Below are 14,643 nucleotides of genomic sequence, written 5' to 3'. Positions count from 1 at the left end.
TATTGAACATCCCCTTGAGTTTTAGTAGTTATTAAAATATTTGAATGGCTCTGTTGTAATACATTTCACGTCGATCTAGGTGAGTCGTTTCACGAATAGCACCATTAACCCGAATTGTTACTGCTCGTACTGAAGGATTGGTGTCACATAAAGCATTCATATTATTGTTGTGCCACCAAAAACCTGCACTAGTCCATGGGTAATAAGTAGCAACATATTCAACGCCTTGATTTATAACCTCAGGATCACCGATAAAGTTAGCAAATTGCGTGTAATTATAACGACCAGTCATTTGAATATAACCGCCCCCTTTGAATTTAGGACCATCACCAGGTTGAGTATTCCCTAAATCTTCCCTTCCTTCGTAATCCCAGCCACTAGCAATCTCTTCACGATAGTAGCCAGCTTGGGATTCTACACTACATTGGGAAAGGAAGTGACAAATTCTTGAACGAGTTGTGATATCAAATCTTTCCAAACAATTATTTAAATCCTGAACGATTGCATCGGTAAGGTATTTACTTGACCAACCAAGTTCATTTAGTTGGCTTTCGGTTACACGAGTGACATTTGCATCACCATCGCCAATATCTCCTGTTCCAGGATTAGATCCTCCACCAGAATCAGTTTCATTGTCATAAACCTCCAGCACTTGTCCAACTTGAATCTTGTCAGGATCACTAATGTTATTCAACGACTGAATCTCAGAGAGGGACATTCCAAATCGTTGTGCAATGCTGCCCAGATTATCTCCAGGTTGAACTGTGTAAGTTGTTGTTTTAGGCGTAGAACCTCCAGAGTCAGTATCACCAGAACCACTTCCATTGTCATAAACTTTCAAGACTTGCCCGATTTGAATCCTATCCGGGTCACTAATATTATTCAAAGACATAATTTCGGCCAGCGTCATATCAAACTTGATTGCGATGCTGCCTAAGTTGTCACCAGATTTCACAGTATAAGTCGTCGTTGGGTGAGTTGAACCCCCGCCTGAACCTGATCCGCTATCATTGTCGTAGACTTTTAACACCTGTCCTATTTGAATACTATCCGGGTCACTAATATTATTTAAAGACATAATTTCAGCCAATGTCATATCAAACTTGAGGGCAATGCTACCTAAGTTGTCACCAGATTTTATAGTATAAGTAGTAGTTGGGCGAGTTGACCCACCGCCTGAACCGGTACTATAAACTTTCAGAACTTGTCCGATTTGAATCCTATCCGGGTCACTAATATTATTCAAAGACATAATTTCAGCCAGTGTCATATCAAACTTGAGGGCAATGCTACCTAAGTTGTCACCAGATTTTATAGTATAAGTAGTAGTTGGGCGAGTTGACCCACCGCCTGAACCGGTACTATAAACTTTCAGAACTTGTCCGATTTGAATCCTATCCGGGTCACTAATATTATTCAAAGACATAATTTCAGCCAGTGTCATATCAAACTTGAGGGCAATGCTACCTAAGTTGTCACCAGATTTTATAGTATAAGTAGTAGTTGGGCGAGTTGACCCGCCGCCTGAACCGGTACTATAGACTTTCAGAACTTGTCCGATTTGAATCCTATCCGGGTCACTAATATTATTCAAAGACATAATTTCAGCCAGTGTCATATCAAACTTAAGGGCGATACTACCTAAGTTGTCACCAGATTTTACTGTGTAAGTAGTTGTTGAATAGGTTGTTGCCATAATGAATACCATCTCTTTTCTAATATGATTCAGTTGGCCAACTGTATCTCATATAGAAACCTGTGCCGGCATAATAACAACTTTAAGTTGAAAAATTTTTAAAAATGTTTTTTATTAGCATCAATTTCCCTATACAACCTCTGATTACATGCTCTTATCACGGAGAAGTATCTAATATAGCAGGGCTTGATTGTTTCTTTTGGGCCCCTTTTATTAAGTATGATTTTAAGTAATTAATTTGCCCAGTTAAACAATCTTTACGTGATTTTCTATGGTTATGGAATACAATTTTCTCATAGTAATCTTATCAAGGTAATTGTGGGTTAACTATCTCCTCTTAAATACGAGTTTCTTCTATTATTTATAACACCAAAAGAGTAAAAAATGACGATAGCTTATATATATATTAAAGTTACTAATACTATCATAGGATCTTATTTTACATAATCATACAAAAAATATTCTTGTAGGAATAAATTGATATTTTTGTAATTTTTTGTGTTAATATGTAATTGTTTAAAAGAATTACAAATAAAGGAGGGAGAGTAAGAATGAAAAATAAATTAGTACAGGTATCCCTGATATTTAATTAGCTGCTATTGAAGAATTTCAATAAGTAATGTGTCGGTTGCTGATTATGTAAGAGGTAATTGTGCAGCAAAAGAGTATGCCTGACCATCATAAATTGGGTACTTCGAAGCATTTAATGTTGATAATCCTTTATTCAGATACTGGCTAAGGCAAAAGAACGTGGAATAGCAAGAAAGAATATAAGAATTGTATGAAAATCTTTAGTGAGGTGTAATTCTAATGAAACTAAAAAAAATGTTTTTAATCGTTCCGTTAATATTTTCGGTATTTTTCTTGTCAATTAATGAGACTAGCGCTGCATGGAATGGGGGCTCGTCAAGTACGCCTTGTTCTATAAGAGTTTGGGTCGATGCCTCCAATTATTATCAACCTGGGGCAAGTACAGTGGATTTTTACGCTAATAAACCTTCAAGCACTTGCGGTGGAGATAGAATGTATTATTACGTTTTTATTGAGAAGTATGTAAATGGAAGCTGGAAATTACATAAGACTTTAACATCTTATAATGGATATTTTACAACTAGTTCGCCTGTGAAAAAAATAAACATTAATCAGCATTTTGGATCTTCTGGCACGTATAGGTTAAATTTGAGAAACTACGCTAATGATGATTTTGATTTAGGAAGTGCTTATTCAAACTCATTTAGAATTCACTATTAAAGAGTTTTTTGCTTTTTAATAGTATATATTTATTATATCTTACTTCCCTATTTGTTTAAGTAGAGATTCTTAAAAACAATTAGGGAATTCACTTTGTCCTATACTTGAGGATTTATTTCCATTTAAAGAAAGGGAGGCTTTTCAGGCTTCCCTAAAATAATCTATAAATCTACCTCATAGGTTTCATTTGCTACAAATTATAACGGAATTTATGACTTTCCAGTCTCTCCTAATTACCAGACGGCTTGACAACACTCTGCACCACCGAGGTTGAGGTCAAACCATTCGCTATACCTCAGTTTGTAACCTCTATGAACTTTCCAACCGCTAACTCAACCATTCAGTATCACCTCAAAGTACATACTCTTCCAACGGCTTCCTTCATGCGAGTTCCCTCCTTCAAAATCAACTCTAACTCCATTCGGTCATCAATGATTCTTTCATCGCTTTGAGCTGAGAACAGAGAGAATGTGTCGCCAGCTTATTAATCAGTCCTGATGCATCATTTCAAAATAGCAAAAATCTAATATATCGTAAGATTCACGGTTGTAAAGCGCTTAGCATCACTCCTTTAGAATTTTGCTTTAAGGCAATATTTCTTTAAGGTTCCCTTACAGAAGTGGCTTGAGTCAGCTTAGAGTCTAATAAATAAAGTAGCTTAAACTGAATGACTCCAGTTGATTTGTAAATCTGCGAAAAGCTGTCGCTTTTCCAAGTCACACACACCAGTCATGCCGGATAAAATCTTAATTTTTCAGAAAGAAACCTAATAGAAACCGATGAGCAAATATTTAGCACGTCTATATTTGCTACTAAACTTTACTTATAATCCGTCAAATATACTCAAATTGTGAGTGAAACCATACTTATTATTCAAAATACTGCATTTTTCTACAATATTTATTCTTATGGTTATATTTCCTCAAATATTATTTTCAATATGTTAAGATAAATTAGAATTTTAGGAAAGGGGGTTTTTGTTAAAAATGTATAAAATTAGTGAATTCACTTCTTGTTCGTGTCTCTCAGGTAAGTCAGACTAGTTCAGCATCAAATAATGGTAAAGATTGAACGAGTGGAAATTGCAAAGTAGAATTCAATAGTAATTACTATACTTATTATTCTGTGCAGGCACTATTGGATGCCTTGGGAAGAGGATCTTATAGTATGAAGGTTTTATTTTAAATCAGTGGGTGTTTCTAAAGTCAATATCCCACAAAATATTTCAGTGGGGATAAATAAGGTTAGAAATTATATTCTTACAGAAAAGATCTGGTTAAGGTTACTTTGGTTACTTATACTGTTCATCGAATTTACTTAGGTCATGCATATACGGGAATTCTGGTAGTTAAATTGGAGCAACAAACAAGGATAAGATAAAACATTAGGGAGGGATTTATTTGAAAACTTTTAAACTTATTATAACGTCAATATTTGTTATTGGATTAATATTTACGAGCATAGGAAGCGCTAGTGCTGCTTCAAGTGTTGGTCCAACCTTTACCAAAGGAAGTTGTAAAGTTGACGTATGGTCAGATTACTACACTTACTATAAAGGTGCTGGAACAATTGATGCTTGGGTAACTCAAAATGGTCAATGTGGGAAGCTGTATTATTCAATGGAAATAGTAGATCAATGGGGCCACACTGCAAGTCCTGAAAAATTCAGCGGATATTTTTCAAACCAGTCTCCAACGAAGTACTTCAGCTGGGATCTCGTAAGAGACTATAGTTCCTATGATGAACCAAATGATTATTATGAAGTCATGGTATATCTATATTCTGATTCTGCTCGTAATAATTACTTAGGGTCAGTTTGGACATCAATAAATGTTGTAAAATAAAAATACATGTGTTAGAGGGGGGCTTGCTTATAAGCCCCCCTCTAATGTTGTCTGCATTTGCCGGTCGAAATATCCAGAAGCCAGACCTTCGCTCTGTGAACCTGAAGAAAAAAAGGAGGATTCTGTATTCGTCATTTCTCCCTCTAACGGACATGCTATCCGCTTCTTTTCAGCAAGGTCAATGATCCCTGTTGCTTTTAACTAGTACTTTAAGTAATACCTCTAAGCCTAATGCCCTCATCGTGTAATTCCAATATCTGCGACAATGACCAGACTAAAATACTGTCTGAATATTAATGACACACCCGAAGGTGTGCTCACTAATTATATAGAAGTCTTTCTAATTAGTAAAAATAAAAAAGCTTGTAGATTTAGTATATTACTACTGAATCTACAGGCTGAATGTCTGGTTTATTTAATTAGTTTAGAAATTCTTGTATAGCTTGTCTGTTTTTTTTCATGTCTAACTCTAAAACAGCCCCTGGACCCTCATAGTTTTCATCTGTATATGCTTCATCTATTGGTATTCTTAATGTCTCTATATTTCTACTTCCTTCAGTTAATGTAGAAGTAGCTAAGGATAACAATAATGTTTTCTTTATATTTGTATCTATATACTGCTGCATTATTCCAATCGTTTTCGGGATTTTCAACATGCCATTAAAATCAGTATATTTTTCAGTTAATATCTGTAGAACTTCTTGTTGTCTGCGTACTCTGCCGAAGTCGCTTTCTATATCTTTCCTAAATCTAGCGTAACTTAATAATTGTTGGCCATTTAAACTTTGAAGGCCCTGCGAAAGTGGAGGGTCTATTCCTGCTGTCATTTCTTTTTCCACATTAACCTTTACTCCCTTAGGAAAAACCTCATCTATAATTTGAACAAAGCCATTGAAATCTATAATAGCAAAATATTGTATATCAATATCAAAGTTTAACTTAATGGTTTTTCTTAGGAGTTCAGAACCTCCAAATGCATATGCTGCATTAATTTTGTTGTATCCATGATCTGGAATTTCAACGTATGAATCCCGCATAATTGAGATTAATTTAGACTGCCCTGTTTCTGTATTATGCTGGGCAATCATGATCGTGTCAGTTCTGGGAGTTTCATCCCCTCTTGCATCCGTGCCAAGCAATAATACATTTACTTGTGGTGAATCGGTGTCAACACCATTAAATTTAACATCTTCATCTTTAATATCAGTATAATCCTCCGCTACACTATTCTTCCCCTCAAGATATTGAGTTAATATATAACCGCTAATTAATAAGAAAATGAGCATGAAAGTAAGAGAAAATAGCAAAATGATTCTTTTAAACCTATTCTTTTTTCGCTTCTTTTTCATCTCAGTTTTATGGCTTCTTGTATAAGTCATTGATATTTACCTCTCTCTAATTTTAATAATATACACTGCTCTTTTTATACTATTTGCAAAAAATAATTAGGTTTTCCAAGATCAATATTTACTTTAAAGGCACAATTGTTTAAGGCTATTAAAGCAGTCCTTACCAGTAATGTCTAGTTGTTAGTAAATCACTAATCTTACAACTAGTGAAAGACTTCAAAAAACTATTAAATGATAAGGGAGCCTATTCGGCATTTGTAAACTGGATCCGTTTAATATGTTTGTACTGATTGTTTACTTCACATTAAAACAACCTCAACTCCAAAGGTAAAGAGGGAATAAGGTTCATTCTTTACCTTCTAAAATAGCATTAGAGGGCAAATAAGAACGTTAAAATAACCTCGATGATGTTGGGATTTGTGAAAAAAAGTCAATAATATAAGATATTCGTATACAAGGTTATCCAGCAGAGAGGGGTTATCTTCTTTTGTATATTCATTCTTCTATAAAACAATAATAATGATTTTGAAATAAGAAAATCATTCCGATTGATTGGAGTACTGGAAATTATTCTTTGTTCATCTTGATGAAAAAGTCGCACATATGGACAAGATTACACGAAAAACAGGAATTGGGCAATGTTATTATAGATTATTCAAAATCTTTAGAGGAAGGGTAAGAGATAATTTGGATTGAAACACTAGAGCGTTTGTTATAAAGCTATTTTAAGCAAACAACAGTCCTTGAAGGGAGGGGTTGAACAGCACAATTTTTAGTTGCGCCTAATTCTTCTTTATTAGGGTATTCTACCATTCTCTGTTATCTCACCCTTCTAACAGAAAGGTTTTTCGTTCAGCATTTAAGAATATTCTTTTGGGAATAATTGTAGAATAGAAGAGACCATTATACTAGAATGAAATAGTTGATGGGGTTTTTTTCTATTGATAAAAAATATTAAGAAGGGGAGATGAAGAATGGTGAGAAAAAGTTTTTATCTATTGATTGTCTTTTTATTGCCATTGGTTAGTTTTGTAGGATTTGAGGAGAGTGCGAATGCAGCGACTCCTGAATTTCTAATCCCTTCTGAAGGTGTTATATCATCGGGATTTAGAACACCTTCCCGTCCAAGTCATCATGGTGTAGATATAGCGAATAATGGATTTGTTCCCGTAGTTGCTGCAAGGTCGGGTACAGTATCTAGAGTTGCTTATGATGGGGATGGTTATGGTTACTATGTCATTTTAACTCATAATATAAATGGTGAAACTTGGCAAACCCTTTATGGTCATATGCCTGGCCATGAGGTTTATGAAGGACAAACGATTAGTCTTGGACAAAGAATAGGAATGATGGGAAATACAGGCTATTCTACTGGTCAGCACCTTCATTTCGAGATTCATAGAGGCTATTGGAATAATTCTAAATCGAATGCTGTTAACCCAGAAAATTATATGTCATACAACCCTGATATCGATGGAACAAAGGTAAGGATAAGTCAGTACGGTGTTTTTAATACAAACGACACTTTAAAACTATGGACAGTTGATGAAACAGATTCAGGACAAGCAATTTCCGGTACGTCAGTTGTGCATAAAATATATAAATATAACAGCGATAGAACTGAAACAGTCCGATATAAAACATTGGAAGGAACGACCTCAAGTGGCGGACGCTTTGACACATCGGTACTGTTAGATTACCATTATCCTAAAGGTGAGTATAAAATAGTTTCTACTGTCGGAAGTAAGACAATCATCAATAAGTTTACCATCAGATAGTAGCTAAAACAGTGCTAAAATACATTTGATCCAAAAAACATCTTCTGAAGCACCGATTTCCTAACAAGGGGACCGGTGTTTTTTTGCGTACAAAAGGAAAATAATATTTACATATTATCCAAAACCTGTTAAGAAAGAAATGTGAAGAAGGAAAAACTAGCCTTAGAGAGAAAACTGCACTGGGCTGAACAAGAAATGAAAGTATTAGGGTTTTAGAGAGAATATTTCAAACTGGAATTAGACAACTATTACAATGAACAATTTTTGCTTAACATTCAAGATTATACGCAGGGAACAAAGTAATTAATAGAAGGTGAGAGTAGTTGCTACTCTCACCTTCTATATTAGTCCTTATGTAAAGTATTTCACTCAAATCTTGCCAATTACTTAAATAAGACAAACGGCAGTTCTGATCTTATTAAGTTAATTAATGAGTTTGGCTGTAGGTAATGATCCTCCTGTAACTTCCTCTATAATCTATCATGTGGTCTATTCAGACTGTCAATATTGAATATAGTAGATGGAAACAGCTATACCAGTTGTTATGGAAGCTGCATAGATGCTGCATTATAAGTAAACTCTTTTTCATTGTTATACTTTCACTGATGAGCGACACAAAGGAGATGGGTATTACTGTAGTTTTATAGTAACCAATCAGTATTTTTGTGTCATTTTTTATGACACAAAATGAATACTCCCTTGTAAAATGAAACAAAAGTATAAACATCATTGAAAAAGCCATAAGTAGCTTCTTATTCTACTAACGGGCAAGTTAATTGAATAGTGTTTAGATGCTGGGGTATTTGTGTACTCCCTCTTGTAATTTTTCTTTTACCTTTAAACTATAGTGGCTACCTGCTTCTCTCCCAATGATTGCTATAATCACCTTTTATATTTAGAAGATTCTTTTTAAAAAATAACTAGTAACATTAGCTTCATAGGTTTATCATAAAGTTTACAAGAAAAATTGTGCAGGATTGTTATAATTAGAATACAGACAATAAGCAACTGTTTCTAATGAAATATTTAATCAGCAATGAAAATTTCTACTTAAATATTGAATTAAGCGAAGGGTGTTTTAGTTGAAGAAAAAAAAGCGGTTATTGATGAGGACTATAATTCACTTGATTCTTTTGAGTGCGGTAGCTTACACATTATATGCTAACATTTTTAATAAAGAAGAAAATCAAAGAGTGCAGGTTGGGGATACTGCTCCTGACTTTACTATGACCAGCTTAAGTGGAGATGAATTAAGCTTAAGTGATCTCCGTGGGAAGGCTGTTCTAAAATTTCTGGGGAACTTGGTGTGGACCGTGTAAGAAGGAAATGCCAGCGATTCAAGAAGCTTATGAACACTATAAGAATCAAAATTTCGAAGTTGTAGCGATAAATATTAGAGAGTCTGAGTTCACAATCAATAAATTTTTCGAAAATAACGACTTATCCATACCTGTGGTTCTTGACAAAAATGGCGAAGTATATGATCAATATGGCATTTATAATCTTCCCGCATCATTTTTTGTGACACCTGAAGGTAAGGTAAATAGAATGTATCAAGGAGAAATGAGTAGACAGGATATTGACAAATGGGTTAATGAAATTTTGCCGAGGGGATAATTCATTTATTTCTTAATAAAGATGTCAAATTCCTTCTAGGCTACCCTGATAAACGGCGGCGTTGATCTAAGAAGGATTAACGCTTTTTTTGTGAAGTTACTTGATTAACGGGGCGTTTAGTTAAATACAAGGGGGTAATAAATTGAGATTTGAATTAAATTTGAAAAATTGAAGAGTAAGAGTATGGTTATGGATTATGGTTCCAGCATTTATACTAACTTTTGGCTTGTTTGCCTACTTACCAAGGGAATATAATTTTGCACCTGTATTACCACTTATTATTGGTTATTTCTCTTACTTAATTTGGGTATTTGTGCAGAAGAAAAAGCAGGCATAAATTGTTCAAGTAAAGGGGCTTATCCAGAACAGGGTAAGCTCTTTTTTAAATGAAAGTTTTCCTTGAGTCAGCAGTTGGATTTTGAAATAATTGGTATTAAGTTGAAGGAGCAGTTTAGTTTAATAATAATCAATTCAAATGGAAATGTCGGAAGGGGAATATCTTTGAAACAATATAGCCATATGCCACCAGACTATGTTTGTCCTTTTTGTTTAGCTGTTAAAGGAGAAGAGGACACAATGAATAGGAAAGTTCAAACTAAGCAGCAAGATATTATTTATGATGACGGTGTCGTAACTGCTTTGATTGCAACATTATGGTGGCCTAATAATAAGGGTCATGTGATTATTATACCGAATCAACACTATGAAAATATTTTTGACTTACCTATAGAAATAGCAACGAAAATACATAAACTGTCACAACAAGTCTCTCTGGCACTCAAGGAATGTTACGATTGTGATGGTATCTCAACAAGACAACATAATGAACCTGGTGGTAGTCAAGATGTGTGGCATTATCATCTTCACGTTTATCCAAGATATTTTAATGACAATCTTTATCTAACACATGGGAGTTTAAGCAACCCTACTGAACGATTAACCTATGCTGAAAAGCTTAGATCATGGTTTGAACAAAATATCCCGAATAAATGATGATATTTGTTAGAAAGGTCACTAATAAGAAAGTACTCTTATCAAAGAAGCAGAGACAAAACTGATGGTCCAGTCAATCTACTCAGACTATTCCCCTTATTCAATTACTGGGCAGGTTAATTGAATACTGTTTTATTGAAAAGTGAAACTTTTACACTTTCTATTCGTAAAAGTAATAAACTAGGAGGGAGTTTATGAAGAAGTTATTGGTTTTCGTTATGATATTGTTTTTAGCCGCTTGTGGGAACAGTGGGGCTGTCAGCAGTCTCGAAGACTTTGATAATTCAGATTTAAAAGAAGAAATTAGTGCCGAAGCGTTTCAACCTAAGTTGCCAACTAAAACTCCATTTCAAGTGACAGATGCAAATGTTAGTCATCCACCAAGCCAAGATACTGTTTTGATTATTGATTTAATGAGTTCAAGTGAAAGCAGCAACCATATGGGTTTGATGGCTGTAAATGGAAAAAATGTTGAAAACTCAGATATAGAATTCGAAGATGTAAAGATAGGGGATAAAGAAGGCAAATATGCTGTAAATGATTCTGAAGCAATGATTCTGAAATGGACTGAAGATGGTATTTCTTATGACCTCACTTATTTCGGGAAACAATCAGATAAAGAAATAACGAAAGAAGATTTGATTAAGACAGCAGAATCATTTGAATAATTTGAGGTTGAAAAATGGCAATCTATATTAGGTTCCTTTGTTCTGTTAAAGGGGGCAATAACTGAAGATTTACTAATTGATCCGGCTATTGCCCTTGTTCAATTATTGGAGCAGTTTAACGGAATAATCCCGAAACTATACTTAATTTAAAAGCGTCTAATATTTATGTTATGGGCAATGAAAGTTAAATAAAGGGAGAATCAGTTATGATTGAAAAGAAAAATGAGGTTTTAGAATGGATGAAAGCATTGGGCTTTGCAGTAGTAATTGTATTTATAGTGCGTTCCTTCTTAATAACCCCCATTGTAGTCGAGGGTGCTTCAATGAATACTACATTACACGACCAAGAACGAATGATTGTTTCTAAAGTAGGTGAACCAGAAAGGTTTGATATTGTCGTTTTTCACGCAAATGAAGAGCAGGATTATATTAAGCGTGTTATCGGCTTGCCAGGTGATAAGATTGAGTATAAAGATGATACATTATTTATAAATGGAAAGCCCTATGACGAACCCTATTTAAAAACGCAAAAAGAAAACACTGAGGGTAACTTGACAAATTCCTTTAAATTAGAGGATACGGCTGTAGGAAAATCAACTGTACCAGAGGGACATCTATTTGTAATGGGGGATAATAGAAGATTCAGTAAAGACAGCAGACAAATAGGAGCAATTCCTATTGAAGAGGTTATAGGTACTACAAATTTTGTTTTCTATCCGTTTAACGATATAAGGATAATTAAAAATTGAGAAAATTTACAAGAGGGGCGTTTGCAAAAAGCATACGTCCTTTGTTCAAGTAAAGGGCAGAAGAGTTAAATAAGAACACCTTAGAAAAAAATAAAATTTTTGGACTGAGGAGAAATCAAAATGATAGTAATGATAAATGGTGCCTTCGGAGTGGGGAAAACTACAATATCTAATGAACTTCTTAACGTTATTGAAAATAGTGTGTTATATGACCCTGAAGAGGTAGGCTATATGTTAAGAAATGTTTTACCTAAAGATATAAAACGACTTGAAGCAGAGACAGGAGACTTTCAAGACTTACAACTATGGAAAGAGTTAACAGTTAATGTAGCAAGAACTATAATCTCAAAATATAGCGTCAACTTAATTGTACCTATGACTATTAGAAAGCCTGAATACTTTAACTATATTATTAATGGATTTAACAGCATTGATAGCAATACATACCACTTCTGTTTAACAGCAAGTAAGGAGACTATTTATCAAAGGCTACGAGAACGTGGGGAAGAAGAAGGGAATTGGTGTTTTCAACAAACTGATAAGTGTATAAAAGCATATAATGAATATAATTTTGGAGAGTACATTGACACAGAGAATGTTAGTGTTAATGCGGTTGTTGATACTGTAATGGAAAAGTTAAATCTCCCTTAAAAAATATTCTTCAATAAATGGGGGCGTTTGCTGACAAGCACCTGCCCTTGGTTCAACTATTGGGGCAGTTTAGTTTAACTGCAATAACGACAATCTATGGCATAATTTCTTGAATATTTTTATTTAACAGATAGAAGTTTTTATAGTAATAGATAAAATAGCTATTACATTTGAAAGGATTGAGAATAATCGAATTACGACATTTAGAGTATTTTTTAATGGTTAGTAATGAATTACATTTTACTAAAGCAGCTGAAAAATTAGGAATATCTCAACCGACTTTAAGTCACCAAATTAAAATTCTTGAAAATGATATAGGATATCCACTCTTTAACCGTATTGGAAAGAAAATTGAGCTTACTAAGATAGGAGAAATTGTACGGCAAGAAACTTTGAATATACAAGGTTCCCTGCAGAGTATGTCATCTCAAATTAAAGCAATGAAGGAACTAGAAATAGGTGAAATAAAAATTGCTGTATTACCTGGAGAAATAACAGAGTTGGTATCCACCTTGTGTATACGATTTAACCAGTTACATCCCAACGTAAAAGTGTTTATTGAGACTACAGATCAGGTAGAAGTGGCCGTTCTAGAAAATCGAGCTGATTTTGGAATTGGATTTCATCTTTACCCAAATGATTTATTGCAAGTGAATAAGTTATATGAAGAAGAATTTTATCTGATTAGCAATCGATGTAATGGGGAAGAGAAAGTTTCATTGTCCTCAGTCGTAGATGAACCTCTAATTTTATTCCCAAATATGCATCAATGTAGAAAAATACTTGATCAAACTAGCTTTGATATTGGAATTCGAATTGAGCCGATTGTAGAAACATCTAGTATTCAATCCATTTTGAATCTAGTACGAAGTGGTTTAGGCCGTAGCATAGTTTCACGTACATTGTTTGAATTTTATGATACAAATGATTTATTTTACCAACAAATTGAAAAGCCGTTATTGACAAGTCATGTTTCTATCGTGATGAAAAAGAATGGTTTTATAAACTTTGCAGCACGTCAATATATTAAGTTATTAGTAAGTGAAATTGAAAAGCTCCATTTTCGCACAGATCATGCAGCGATTTGTTCTTTGCACCCTTATGCATTATAGTTTTTTTCTATCGTTATTATAGAAATGATGGAATAGATAAATGATGTGGAGGGCTTTACAATGAAGACAACTCGTGAAGATGAGTAATAAACATTGTAAAGGGGTTTTAATTATGCAACAAACAATAGCAGGTATTCAGATTCCTGATTCCAAATTGGCGAAAGATGCAGCGGATATTTTACGCGAGCAAGGTAATGACTTATTGTGGAATCATTCAAATCGTGTCTTTTTATTTGGGGCGATAAATGGAAAACAAGCGAAGCAAAATTACGATTTGGAATTGTTATATGTCAGTGCTTTATTCCATGACTTAGGCTTAACAAAACAATATAGCAGTTCGGATTTACGGTTTGAAGTAGATGGTGCGAATGCGGCAAGGCAGTTTTTACAGCATTATGACATTTCAGATGCTACCATACAGCTTGTTTGGGATGCCATTGCATTGCATACGACTCCTGGAGTTGCAGAGCATAAACAGTCTGAAGTAGCATTACTTTTTCATGGTGTTGGTTTAGATGTTATGGGAGATGGGTTTGAACGATTCCCAAAAGAACTGCGTGATGAAATTATAAAAATCTTCCCGCGAAACAATTTTAAAAAGGAGATTATCCAAGCATTTTACGAGGGCTTTAAGCATAAACCGGAAACTACATTTGGCAACATGAAAGAAGATATTGTTCAACATTTCCAACCGGAATATAGGAATAAGAATTTCTGCCATTGTATTTTACATTCGCAATGGACGGAATAATTGTTTAATAAATTGACCTTAACAATTGGATGCTATGTTGAAGATCAGCTGCCAAATCAGGTGGCTTTTCTTATGTAATAAAACGGGGCAGGTTAACGGAAGAAGGACTTCCTTTAAATATTATTGTGAATTCTGTTATTCCTATTGGGAACAATACTTATAGATGTCAACTTTCTTGAAAGGA

11 protein-coding genes and 1 pseudogene are annotated in these 14,643 nt (G+C 34.3%); 10 read left to right on the top strand and 2 right to left on the bottom strand.

Annotated elements, in window-relative coordinates:
* Nucleotides 1-31: 31 nt before the first annotated feature.
* On the bottom strand, nt 32-1,696 hold the full coding sequence (locus AC4E8A_RS20950; protein ID WP_490195714.1) for a LysM peptidoglycan-binding domain-containing protein: 1,665 nt from the start codon (nt 1,694-1,696) through the stop codon (nt 32-34).
* Between the two features lie 810 nt (nt 1,697-2,506).
* Between AC4E8A_RS20950 and AC4E8A_RS20945 the strand changes: the two genes are divergently transcribed.
* Nucleotides 2,507-2,947 (top strand): hypothetical protein, encoded by a 441-nt coding sequence (locus tag AC4E8A_RS20945; protein WP_490195713.1) that lies wholly within the window; start codon nt 2,507-2,509, stop codon nt 2,945-2,947.
* 1,400 nt (nt 2,948-4,347) lie between these two features.
* Nucleotides 4,348-4,791: a hypothetical protein gene (locus AC4E8A_RS20940; protein WP_490195712.1), complete on the top strand. Its 444-nt coding sequence runs from the start codon at nt 4,348-4,350 to the stop codon at nt 4,789-4,791.
* Nucleotides 4,792-5,210: 419 nt separating this feature from the next.
* Here AC4E8A_RS20940 and AC4E8A_RS20935 read toward each other — a convergent pair whose 3' ends face one another.
* Nucleotides 5,211-6,170 carry an LCP family protein gene (locus AC4E8A_RS20935; RefSeq protein WP_490195711.1) on the bottom strand — a complete coding sequence of 320 codons (960 nt, stop codon included), beginning with the start codon at nt 6,168-6,170 and terminating at the stop codon, nt 5,211-5,213.
* Nucleotides 6,171-7,114: 944 nt separating this feature from the next.
* On the opposite strand from AC4E8A_RS20935, the gene AC4E8A_RS20930 reads away from it, so the two are divergent.
* The 8 genes and pseudogenes from AC4E8A_RS20930 to AC4E8A_RS20895 all read left to right on the top strand — a co-directional run bounded on the left by AC4E8A_RS20930 (nt 7,115) and on the right by AC4E8A_RS20895 (nt 14,459).
* Entirely contained in the window at nt 7,115-7,918 is an 804-nt protein-coding gene (locus tag AC4E8A_RS20930; RefSeq protein WP_490195710.1) for a M23 family metallopeptidase, read from the top strand.
* Between the two features lie 1,299 nt (nt 7,919-9,217).
* Nucleotides 9,218-9,535 (top strand): annotated as a pseudogene (locus AC4E8A_RS20925) (redoxin domain-containing protein); the annotation flags it as partial.
* Between the two features lie 411 nt (nt 9,536-9,946).
* Nucleotides 9,947-10,528, top strand: a complete 582-nt coding sequence (locus AC4E8A_RS20920; RefSeq protein WP_490195708.1) for an HIT family protein — start codon at nt 9,947-9,949, stop codon at nt 10,526-10,528.
* Nucleotides 10,529-10,722: 194 nt separating this feature from the next.
* Nucleotides 10,723-11,196, top strand: a complete 474-nt coding sequence (locus AC4E8A_RS20915; RefSeq protein WP_490195707.1) for a DUF4367 domain-containing protein — start codon at nt 10,723-10,725, stop codon at nt 11,194-11,196.
* Nucleotides 11,197-11,402: 206 nt separating this feature from the next.
* The gene (lepB, locus tag AC4E8A_RS20910; protein WP_490195706.1) at nt 11,403-11,945 is read left to right on the top strand and encodes a signal peptidase I; all 543 of its coding nucleotides are present in this window, start codon (nt 11,403-11,405) and stop codon (nt 11,943-11,945) included.
* Between the two features lie 120 nt (nt 11,946-12,065).
* The gene (locus AC4E8A_RS20905; protein ID WP_490195705.1) at nt 12,066-12,596 is read left to right on the top strand and encodes an AAA family ATPase; all 531 of its coding nucleotides are present in this window, start codon (nt 12,066-12,068) and stop codon (nt 12,594-12,596) included.
* 170 nt (nt 12,597-12,766) lie between these two features.
* Nucleotides 12,767-13,708: a LysR family transcriptional regulator gene (locus AC4E8A_RS20900; protein ID WP_490195703.1), complete on the top strand. Its 942-nt coding sequence runs from the start codon at nt 12,767-12,769 to the stop codon at nt 13,706-13,708.
* A 112-nt stretch (nt 13,709-13,820) separates the two neighbouring features.
* Entirely contained in the window at nt 13,821-14,459 is a 639-nt protein-coding gene (locus AC4E8A_RS20895; protein WP_490195702.1) for an HD domain-containing protein, read from the top strand.
* Nucleotides 14,460-14,643 lie beyond the last annotated feature (184 nt).

The sequence above is a fragment of the Bacillus sp. SRL337 genome (assembly GCF_984799155.1).
The sequence above is the reverse complement of the archived record's forward strand: the minus strand, read 5'-3'. Positions and strand labels throughout refer to the sequence as shown.

Bases quoted from the DNA above. Each gene is read 5' to 3' on its own strand.
- AC4E8A_RS20915 (WP_490195707.1), top strand. From the start codon at position 10,723: ATGAAGAAGTTATTGGTTTTCGTTATGATATTGTTTTTAGCCGCTTGT.
- AC4E8A_RS20950 (WP_490195714.1), bottom strand. From the start codon at position 1,696: ATGGCAACAACCTATTCAACAACTACTTACACAGTAAAATCTGGTGAC.
- AC4E8A_RS20905 (WP_490195705.1), top strand. From the start codon at position 12,066: ATGATAGTAATGATAAATGGTGCCTTCGGAGTGGGGAAAACTACAATA.
- lepB (WP_490195706.1), top strand. From the start codon at position 11,403: ATGATTGAAAAGAAAAATGAGGTTTTAGAATGGATGAAAGCATTGGGC.
- AC4E8A_RS20945 (WP_490195713.1), top strand. From the start codon at position 2,507: ATGAAACTAAAAAAAATGTTTTTAATCGTTCCGTTAATATTTTCGGTA.
- AC4E8A_RS20935 (WP_490195711.1), bottom strand. From the start codon at position 6,170: ATGACTTATACAAGAAGCCATAAAACTGAGATGAAAAAGAAGCGAAAA.
- AC4E8A_RS20895 (WP_490195702.1), top strand. From the start codon at position 13,821: ATGCAACAAACAATAGCAGGTATTCAGATTCCTGATTCCAAATTGGCG.
- AC4E8A_RS20930 (WP_490195710.1), top strand. From the start codon at position 7,115: ATGGTGAGAAAAAGTTTTTATCTATTGATTGTCTTTTTATTGCCATTG.